A 9,051-nucleotide genomic window follows, 5' to 3' on the forward strand; every position below is an offset into this window, starting at 1 on the left:
TGCTATTCTCACAGAACAGGAAGGTGAGTATCCCGCTCCGAGTAGTGAAGGAAATGCAATTGGTATCGATCTGGGTATCACCGACTTTGCTATTGCTAGCACTGGCTCTAAGTATCCTAATCCTCGACATATCAAACAGCATGAAGCTAACCTCAAACGCAAACAACGTAAGTTATCTAGGAAAGTAAAAGGATCTAATAGTCGGAATAAAGCGAGACTGCTAGTGGCAAGAGTTCACCAACGGATTAGCAATTCTAGACAAGACTTTTTGCACAAACTCTCTCACAAACTGGTGAACGAAAACCAAGTCATCGTTGTGGAAGATCTCGCAGTCAAGAACATGGTGAGAAATCACTGTTTAGCACAAGCGATCAGCGATTGTGGCTGGTCTAGTTTCGTCGGAATGCTCGACTATAAGTGTGAGCGTTCTGGCAAAATATTGGTCAAGGTGGATAGATTTTTTCCTTCATCGAAAACCTGTAGTAATTGTTATCATCGCGTTTCTTCCTTGCCTTTAGATGTGCGTCAATGGACTTGTTCTAACTGCGGAACTCGCCACGATAGAGATGTCAACGCGGCGCAAAACCTGAAGGCTGAAGGTCTGAGACTTCTCTCGTTAGGAACTAGCGAGACTGCCGATGGAGGCAACGTAAGACCAAGCAGGGGTCGAAAGACATCTGTGAGGCGGTCGCCCTCGAAGTCGGAAGCTCCGTCCTCGCACATGAGCGCGTAAGCGCGATTGTGCAGGGCGGGGTAGTTCACTCTTCATTCCCTTTGTATCCCTGGGCGCAGATCGCACTCATATTAGCTCTCCTTTGGAAAATCGAGTTCTACACTAGTAGGTAAACAGACAGTAATTCCCTATGACGATCGATCTCAATAAATCTAACTGGCAACAAATCTTAGCCGTTGGCTTGGTAATTCTCCTCACGGTGATCGGGGTAAATTCGTTTGTGGTCATCAATCCTGGGCAAGCAGGGGTAGTGAGTGTCTTGGGTAAGGCTGAGGATGCCGTGCTGCTAGAAGGTGTTCACTTCAAACCCCCATTGGTGGGCAAGGTCGATATCTATGACATCACCGTCCAGAAATTTGAAGTCCCCGCTCAGAGTTCGACCAAGGATTTACAGGATTTAACGGCCAGTTTTGCAATTAACTTTCGGCTCGATCCCATCCAAGTCGTGAATATCCGCCGCACCCAAGGCACCCTCGAAAATATTGTCGCGAAAATTATCGCGCCCCAAACCCAAGAATCGTTTAAGATCGCGGCCGCGCGGCGGACAGTTGAAGAAGCCATTACCAAGCGCGACGAACTCAAGCAAGATTTCGATCTAGCTCTGGGCAATCGCTTGGAAAAATACGGCATTATCGTCCTCGATACGAGTGTGGTCGATCTGGACTTTTCTCCAGAATTTTCCAAGGCTGTCGAAGAAAAACAAATCGCCGAACAACGCGCCCAACGCGCCGTCTACGTTGCCCAAGAAGCCGAGCAAGAGGCCGAAGCCAATGTGAATAGGGCAAAGGGTCAAGCGGAAGCTCAACGCCTGTTACGGGAGACGCTGACGGCAGAATTATTACAGAAGCAAGCGATCGATAAGTGGGATGGCAAATTCCCCCAAGTCATGGGTGGGAATGGTGCATTACCATTTATTAATATCGATCCTGGCAAAATGAATTGACATGCTCCTCGGCTCAGATCGGCACGAGGATTCTAAATCGAACCAACATTATCGAAATATCCGAACAACCCCGTCCGTTTTACGGCGGGGAGTGTCAACCACTTCAGCGATTGTTAGACGTTAGCATAGAGCCGACCGTCAGGCATTTTCGCACCAGTCAGAATCGTGCCGACCATACTCGCACTACTCATTTCTGCCCGCATCAAATTAGCATTAGTCAGATTGGCATCTTCGAGATCGGTTTTGGCTAAATGTGCCTCGATCAGTTCGACATTAATCATCGTCGCATAGCACAAAATCGTCCGCGTCAGATCGGCATGATGCATCCGCGCATCGGTGAGATTTGCATAGCTGAGATTGGTATTTGCCAATTTGATCTTGGACATGATCGCTCGACTCAGATTGGCACCTGTCATATCGCACGCGGTCATAATTGCGCGCTCTAATTTCGCGAGGGAGAGATCTGCGTGTGGCAAAACGGCCTCGTGCAGATTTGCTTCAGTCAAGATCGCATTATTTAACTTCGCTCCGGTCAAATTTGCACCACTGAGATCTGTGCCCTTCAAATTTGCTTCGGTGAGATTGGCATAGCTGAGATCGACTTTGGATAAATTTGCCCCCGCCATATTCGCATTGCGGAGATCGGCGCGGCAGAGCTTGGCACTGCGGAGATTGGAAATATAACTGCGCTTCTCTTCCCGAAAATTGGCCGCCCGCAGGCAAGCACCGCTGAGATTAGCGCCACTGAGATTGACATTGCGCAAGTCCGCATCCATCAAATTGGCATCGAGGAGATTGACCCAGGTCAGATCTGCGCCGCGAAAATCGGCATGCTGAAGGCTGGCTCCATGTAAATCGGCATCGCGGAGATTGGCTCCTTGGAGATCGGCTCTAATCAGGGTCGCGCCGCCTAGTTTGCAGCTAGAAAGGTTTGTTTTGAGCAACTGAGCGCGATTGAGATAAGCAAATGTGAGATTGCTCTTGCGTAAATCGGCTTGGTTGAGGACGATATCGATCAGATCTTGAGCGACTAGACTAAATCCACTCAGATCGACTGAGGTAAAATCCCGTTCGCCGCCGCGATATCGCCACAATAGTTCTTCCGCTTCCATAGCTTCGACTGGTACTTTCGTTGATGTCTTCTTCAGTGTTCCCCAGCTAGCGAACGTTGTTACTATGCGATCGAGATCTCGCCACTATTGAGCCTTAGATTTTTAAAAACCATCGCTGGCGATACATCAGGTACGATACTCCCAACCAGAGGAATACAGTCGCGATCGCAAATAGAACCCCACTATTCAACGTCCCCGCCCAACCAAATAACTGCGCATTCAACCATTGATAGACAGATTTATCTGGGGCAATTTCATTGACCATTAATAATTTAATGAACACGATCGACGCTACATAGATAAAAATGGCGTTTAAACCCATAATTTCCCAGGGTTTAAACCACTGTAGGTATTTACGGACATCGACTAATTCATAGCAAGCAGCTAGGGAAATTAGACCCCAGCCAGTGGTCAATAACACAAACGAACTCGTCCACAGCTTTTTATTAATCGGGAAAAAACCATTCCAAACTAACCCAATGACGACGGCCGCCAATCCAAACATCAACAAATTCAGACTCGTGCGCGAAGTTACTGGCTGACGTTTGAGCCACGCACCAGTGAGATAGCCCAATAAAATACTCGCGATCGCGGGTAATGTCCCGAACAGCCCTTCGGGATCGCTCATCGAGCCAGAACCTTTGTGGAGATGGGCAGGCGTTATAATTAATCGATCGACATAAGCTCCAAAATTACCCAGTTGGGTAAATACACCATCGCGATTATCCACAGCGGGAATGAATGTCAAAATTAGCCAATAGCCGACTAAAATCATCCCCGCTAACATCCAAATCTTCCGTTCGGTCAAAGTGAGAACGGCGATCGATGCCACCAAAAATCCGATCCCAATCCGCTGCAATACACCCATAATCCGCAGGTGTGCCAGATCGGGAAATAACTTAGGATGGGTGAGATTATAGTTCCATAATAAATTATTTAATAATAATCCCAGGCCAAATAAAATTAGGCTGCGGCGGATAATTTGCCAGTAGATATTTCTAGTTATTGGGGCATTTCCGCTCGTATATTTAGCGAGGGAAAAAGCCATCGAAATGCCAATAATATACAGAAAAAATGGAAACACCAAATCGGCGATCGTCCAACCATGCCAAGGTGCATGATCGAGCCAAGCATATTTTTTGCCCTCATCGGGCAGGCTGGCCATATTGACCAAAATCATGGTGGCCATTGTTATGCCCCGAAAGACATCTAAGGAGGTGAGGCGCATAAGTTGTGGGGGACGGGGTAGGGGTAGTGGATAGTGAATAGTGGATAGTGAATAGTTAAGCTAAATATTTAGTTAATTACCACGCTCTTTTTCCTGGTTGTTGAGACGTTGTAATGAATCTTCGTACTACCTACTTAGTCGGCTGTAAAACGGTATTTCAACTATCCACTATCCACTATTCACTGTCCACTCTTAACTATTTCCCAAATCCGATTCCTCACTACCAATCAGCAGGATCAAAGTAGCGATACAGGCAAAAAAGGCACCGACGGTAAACGTAAAGCCCGAACCGATCGTGTACCAGCACCAGCCAGCGATCAGATTGGCGAATAGTAGCGTAATGCCGATCGTCAGATTGAAGAGACTAAACGCTGTGCCCCGTCTAGTCGGTTCTACAGCTCGATCGATCAGGTCGAGCATCAAACCCTGAATCATCGCTAAATGGAGGCCGTAGAGGGCAAATAAGCACCAAATCTGGACATTGGTAGTGACGACGGCTAGCCCGAAGTAGACGATGACGTGAATCAAAAAACCAGCCAGGAGCAGGCGCACCTTGAGGACGCGATTGACGATCGCACTAATGGGATAGGATACCAGGGCGAAGACCAAGTTCATGATGATTAGTCCCACTGGCGTAAAGGCTGGCGGAATCCCGATATCGATCGATTTGAGTAGCAGGAAGGCATCGCTGGAGTTGCCCAGATTGAAGAAAATCGCCACGATCAGCAATAACCAATATTCCGCACCCAAATCGAGGACATCCCGCCAAAAAATCGGGCTATAGCTCTGGGCTAAAGATTCTGACTGATATTGGCGATTTCGAGTCGGGGATTCGTGGCTATAGTATTCATCGCCACCAGCGAGTAAGCCAGTCATTTCTGCTGGCATCATCAATAATTTCTGGGGCTTTTTAACAGGTTTCACCGCCAACATCAAGATTGCCAATCCCATCAAACTTGGCACCACTGCCGCTGAAAACACTAGCTGGTAGTTATTTGGTTGGAAAAATAAGATCGTACCGGCTACCAGGGAGCCGATACAAGCTCCAGCAATTAGCAGCGACTGGCGCAATCGATAAGCCGGAGCGCGCAGCTCTTCCGACGTGATATCGGCCATTAAAGCTTTGCGGGGAGCCACGCTGATGCCTTGTCCGAACCGATCGCCAAATTGGGTGCCGATGACTAATAATGGATCGATCGCCATCGGTAAGATCGATCGCATCAGCGTGGACAGCCCATACCCAATTACCGCCAGACCCTTTTTCATCCCCAAATAATCGCTCAATCCGCCCGAAAAGACCCGCATAATCGCGACGGTGGCGGCGGCGACACCTTCGATCTCACCGATGGTAAGCGCACCACCTTGCAATTTTAATAAGACGAAGATGGGCAACACCGCGCGAATCATTTCCGCGCTAATATCCGTCAGCAGACTGGCAACACTCAAAATCCAGACATGGCGTGGTAGTTTTTGGTGTTGCCGCTGCTGGGGCGAATCGAGTTTCATAAAGTAGGGACTAAGAGGTTAATTGATAATTGGGTTTTTAGGACGGAGTTTAAATCTCCGTCCTAAAAACAATCTGCCTAAAGGCAGGGGCTTTAAACCATTGCTATTCGGGAAGGGATCGAACTGAGGGATCGAAGCTAGCGGTTAGAGCTTAAAAACATCAGTTTTACTGATCTAGAGTCGCTGCGCTCATCGGCTAATTTCCTGGCTGTGGTGTGATTTTTCCGGCTTTGACTAAGACTTCATAAATCGAAGCTGCGGCATCCGCACGGGTGGCATTTTGAACGGGTTTGAGTAGATCTGGGGTTTTGTCTTTGATGATGATGCCAGATTTGATCGCTGCGGCCATCTTACCGCGTGCGTATGTGGGCATATCTTTGGCATCTGAGTACTTACTGAGTACTGTATCTGGATTCGCTGGGGCTGCTAGTTGCAATCCTTTGGCCAGGGAAATCTGCAACTGATAACGCGGGATCGGTTGATTGGGTGAGAATTTGTTTTGTGGATAGCCAGTCATAAATCCCAGTTGTACCGATTTATTGATCGCTTCCTTGCGCGGATAATCAGCGGGAATATCCTGGAATTTAGGTGTTGTTGCTGTTGCTACTACTGGTCGATCTGCAAAGGCGCGATCGAGCATTTTGGCATACTCACCTCTGGTGATTTCTTTGTCGGGGTCGAATTTACCCGTCCCAAAGTCGGCGAGAACCCCACGTTTTTGCAACTCGGTAATATATGTTTCACCCCAAAATTGCTTGGGCACGTCTTTAAAGGCTGGGGTGGTCACGATCGGAGCCGCAGCTACAATTGCGGGGGCTACAGCGGTGGGTGCCGGAGCGGTTTCAGCGGCTATTTCTGTTTTGATGCTGGGTGGTGCGATCGCCGTGGTGGTAGTCGTAGTCGTCGTAGTTGAATTCTGTCGATCGCCAGTCATACTCGCGATCGTTTGTCTGTCTGAAGTAGCGGCTTGATCCTGGCTTCCAAGTGCGCCGAGCGGACGACGGGTGTTGTTATCATTAGTCAAGCTGGAGATACCCGCTTGGAACATCGGCTGGAACTTTTGACCGATCCCCCAAAAGAAGACCGTGCCAATTCCGGCTAGGGCTACCCCAATTGCAATTAATTCATCTGCCGTCAAGCGGCGACGTCGGTTCGGATTGGGAGTCGGAGTAGGTGAATTAGTCATAGTTTTTACCTCGATCCAAGATTTATCAAATTCAAAAAAATCGTCAGATCGTAATTCTATCTTCATTTACAATCTAGCAAGTTAGTCTTTTTTCAATAATTAACTAAATTCTGTAGCTTCGATTTAATTTTAGCGAGGATTATCGCATTATTTACCGCGATCTCCAAAGTTGCGCGTTTAGTCCTAAGTTTCGGCGATCGGTGCTTGAGTATCGATCCATTTCAGTTGCCTCAATGTTGACTGAATCTCTAGCTGGATATCGGCGGGCGATCGATCGGCATCAATCCGAATCATCCGATCTGGATAGATATTTGCTAACTCTTGATAACCTTGTCTGACGCGTTGGTGAAAATCGATCGTTGCGCGTTCCATCCGATCGGGTTTTCCACGTAATAAAACTCGCTCTAGGCCGATCGTCACATCCAGGTCTAGCCAAAAGGTCAGATCGCTTTGTAAACCCCCTGTGGCTAGTTGATTGACCCGATCGATCTCATCGCGATCGCAGCCGCGTCCGTAGCCTTGATAGGCAATTGTCGAATCGGTAAATCGATCGCACAAGACGATATCGTCCCGATCAAGATGCGGCCTAATCAACGATTCTACATGTTGCGCGCGATCGGCTGCATAGAGCAATAATTCGGTCCGATAACTCACGCAATTATCCAGATCGTCGAGCAAGATCTGCCGGATCTGTTGACCCAGCTTTGTCCCACCTGGTTCGCGCGTCACGACGATCTTTCGCCCTCGATCGGTATTGATACGCAACCAATCTGCTGTCTGGCCGATCTGAGTTGTTTTACCAGAGCCTTCTACCCCTTCAAATACGATAAATTTACCGCTCATTTTTATCCCTACCATCGATATAGATCTGCTTTACAAATTGGTGAATTATTCTGTTAGGATGTCAAGGGAATTTGAGATAACTAAACTTTACGCCTGCCAACCGTACTTACTATGTCTCGTTATATCTGCCAGTTTCGAGTCCAGCTTTCACCCGATCGACTGCAATTGTCATTGCCAAAATTGTTAGCAATTGGCCGACTGGAAGTTGTGCATCAAGGTGCAGATTATGTCATGGCTAGAGAAATTCCGGGGCATGTCTCATTTGCGCGGCTGGTGACGGTCGAGATCTCGATCGATGTTACCACTGCCGAGCCAGAGGCTGTCAAGCTGAGTTTTTTGGTCAGAAATGAGGAGCTACCTCTTCAGAGCGACAATCATTGTCGTCAAGTCTTCGATGCGTTGCGCTTGGCGATCGCGCATTACCCAGATTGGCAGCCGATTAATAGTTCGCGATCGCGCGCGGCTGCTTCGGTACTAAATTAGATTTTCGCAGGAAGTAAGGGAATAGGGAATAGGGAATAGGGGATAGGGAATAGGGAATAGGGCAGATTTTTAGATGAAAACAGCTCTAAAAAAGATGATTTTTTACTTTTGCTGAAGGTCTATTCGCGATCTCTTTTCGCAGTAAAACACGACCGGAGATCGACCACAAACCTTGAAAAACAACCCGATCCGGTTTACAGTGAGCGTTAATGTCAATCTTCAATATTGTAGGAAAATTATCTCATGGCTCTGGCTGTAGGCACACAAGCTCCGGATTTCAACGTCAAAGATACCAACGGTAATGCGGTAACTTTGGCCGGGTTAGCTGGCAAGAAAGTTGTCATGTATTTTTACCCCAAAGATGACACCCCTGGCTGTACGAAACAAGCTTGCAGTTTTCGCGATAATTATGCAGTGTATCAAGACAAAGGCATCGTCATTTTAGGCGTGAGCAAAGATAGCGAAGCCGATCACCAAGCCTTTACCAAAAAGTTCGATCTGCCATTTCCGCTCTTAGCTGATACCAATGGCGCAATCATCGCAGCCTATGATGTCGATGGTGGTGGCTATGCCAAACGCGTCACCTATGCGATCGACGAAACTGGCAAAATCGTCCATGTCGATAGCAGTGTCAAAACCGATACCCATGCCAATGACGTCTTAAAAGCATTAGGTTACTAGAGATCTAAAGATTTAAGATTCTGACTCGATCTAAATCTATCCCAAAAAAGCAGAGGACAAGCTTGTCCTCTGCTTTTTTCACTATCAACGATCAACTATAGCAATCCTATTTGAGTTCCTTGCAGTAACGATAACCTGTAGGGGCGGTACCTCGTGCCCGCCCTCTAGGGTTTAAGCTTTTCAGTTAGGATCGCTATATCCCTCTTCTATCACTCTAGGAGAGATAAAATAGAAAGGTAGGGCTGAAGAGAAGGCAAGGCATATGACACAGCCAAGAGCAGCAGCACAAACGATTAGTTTTATCGACGAATATTGTAGCTATTATCAAACAACATT

General features: G+C 47.5%; 9 protein-coding genes. 4 read left to right on the forward strand and 5 right to left on the reverse strand.

From position 1 onward, the window contains the following. Positions 1-733: RNA-guided endonuclease TnpB family protein (locus RMO27_RS19655; RefSeq protein WP_309735709.1), on the forward strand; the 733-nt coding region annotated here is incomplete at its 5' end. A gap of 130 nt (positions 734-863) precedes the next feature. After that, the gene (locus tag RMO27_RS19660; protein ID WP_309735710.1) at positions 864-1,676 is read left to right on the forward strand and encodes a prohibitin family protein; all 813 of its coding nucleotides are present in this window, start codon (positions 864-866) and stop codon (positions 1,674-1,676) included. 113 nt (positions 1,677-1,789) lie between these two features. Here RMO27_RS19660 and RMO27_RS19665 read toward each other — a convergent pair whose 3' ends face one another. The 5 genes from RMO27_RS19665 to tmk all read right to left on the reverse strand — a co-directional run bounded on the left by RMO27_RS19665 (position 1,790) and on the right by tmk (position 7,551). Next, positions 1,790-2,788 (reverse strand): pentapeptide repeat-containing protein, encoded by a 999-nt coding sequence (locus RMO27_RS19665; RefSeq protein ID WP_309735712.1) that lies wholly within the window; start codon positions 2,786-2,788, stop codon positions 1,790-1,792. Positions 2,789-2,882: 94 nt separating this feature from the next. Next, positions 2,883-4,016 (reverse strand): DUF5009 domain-containing protein, encoded by a 1,134-nt coding sequence (locus RMO27_RS19670; RefSeq protein WP_309735714.1) that lies wholly within the window; start codon positions 4,014-4,016, stop codon positions 2,883-2,885. Positions 4,017-4,208: 192 nt separating this feature from the next. Beyond that, positions 4,209-5,522 (reverse strand): MFS transporter, encoded by a 1,314-nt coding sequence (locus tag RMO27_RS19675; RefSeq protein ID WP_309735715.1) that lies wholly within the window; start codon positions 5,520-5,522, stop codon positions 4,209-4,211. Between the two features lie 196 nt (positions 5,523-5,718). Continuing rightward, the gene (locus tag RMO27_RS19680; protein WP_309735718.1) at positions 5,719-6,708 is read right to left on the reverse strand and encodes an S-layer homology domain-containing protein; all 990 of its coding nucleotides are present in this window, start codon (positions 6,706-6,708) and stop codon (positions 5,719-5,721) included. A gap of 183 nt (positions 6,709-6,891) precedes the next feature. Beyond that, the gene (tmk, locus tag RMO27_RS19685; RefSeq protein WP_309735720.1) at positions 6,892-7,551 is read right to left on the reverse strand and encodes a dTMP kinase; all 660 of its coding nucleotides are present in this window, start codon (positions 7,549-7,551) and stop codon (positions 6,892-6,894) included. Between the two features lie 111 nt (positions 7,552-7,662). Between tmk and RMO27_RS19690 the strand changes: the two genes are divergently transcribed. Next, positions 7,663-8,034: a hypothetical protein gene (locus tag RMO27_RS19690; RefSeq protein WP_309735722.1), complete on the forward strand. Its 372-nt coding sequence runs from the start codon at positions 7,663-7,665 to the stop codon at positions 8,032-8,034. Positions 8,035-8,277: 243 nt separating this feature from the next. Next, positions 8,278-8,715: a peroxiredoxin gene (locus tag RMO27_RS19695; protein ID WP_309735724.1), complete on the forward strand. Its 438-nt coding sequence runs from the start codon at positions 8,278-8,280 to the stop codon at positions 8,713-8,715. The last annotated feature ends 336 nt before the right edge of the window (positions 8,716-9,051 follow it).

The sequence above is a fragment of the Chamaesiphon sp. OTE_75_metabat_556 genome, assembly GCF_031378165.1.
Lineage (GTDB): Bacteria > Cyanobacteriota > Cyanobacteriia > Cyanobacteriales > Chamaesiphonaceae > Chamaesiphon.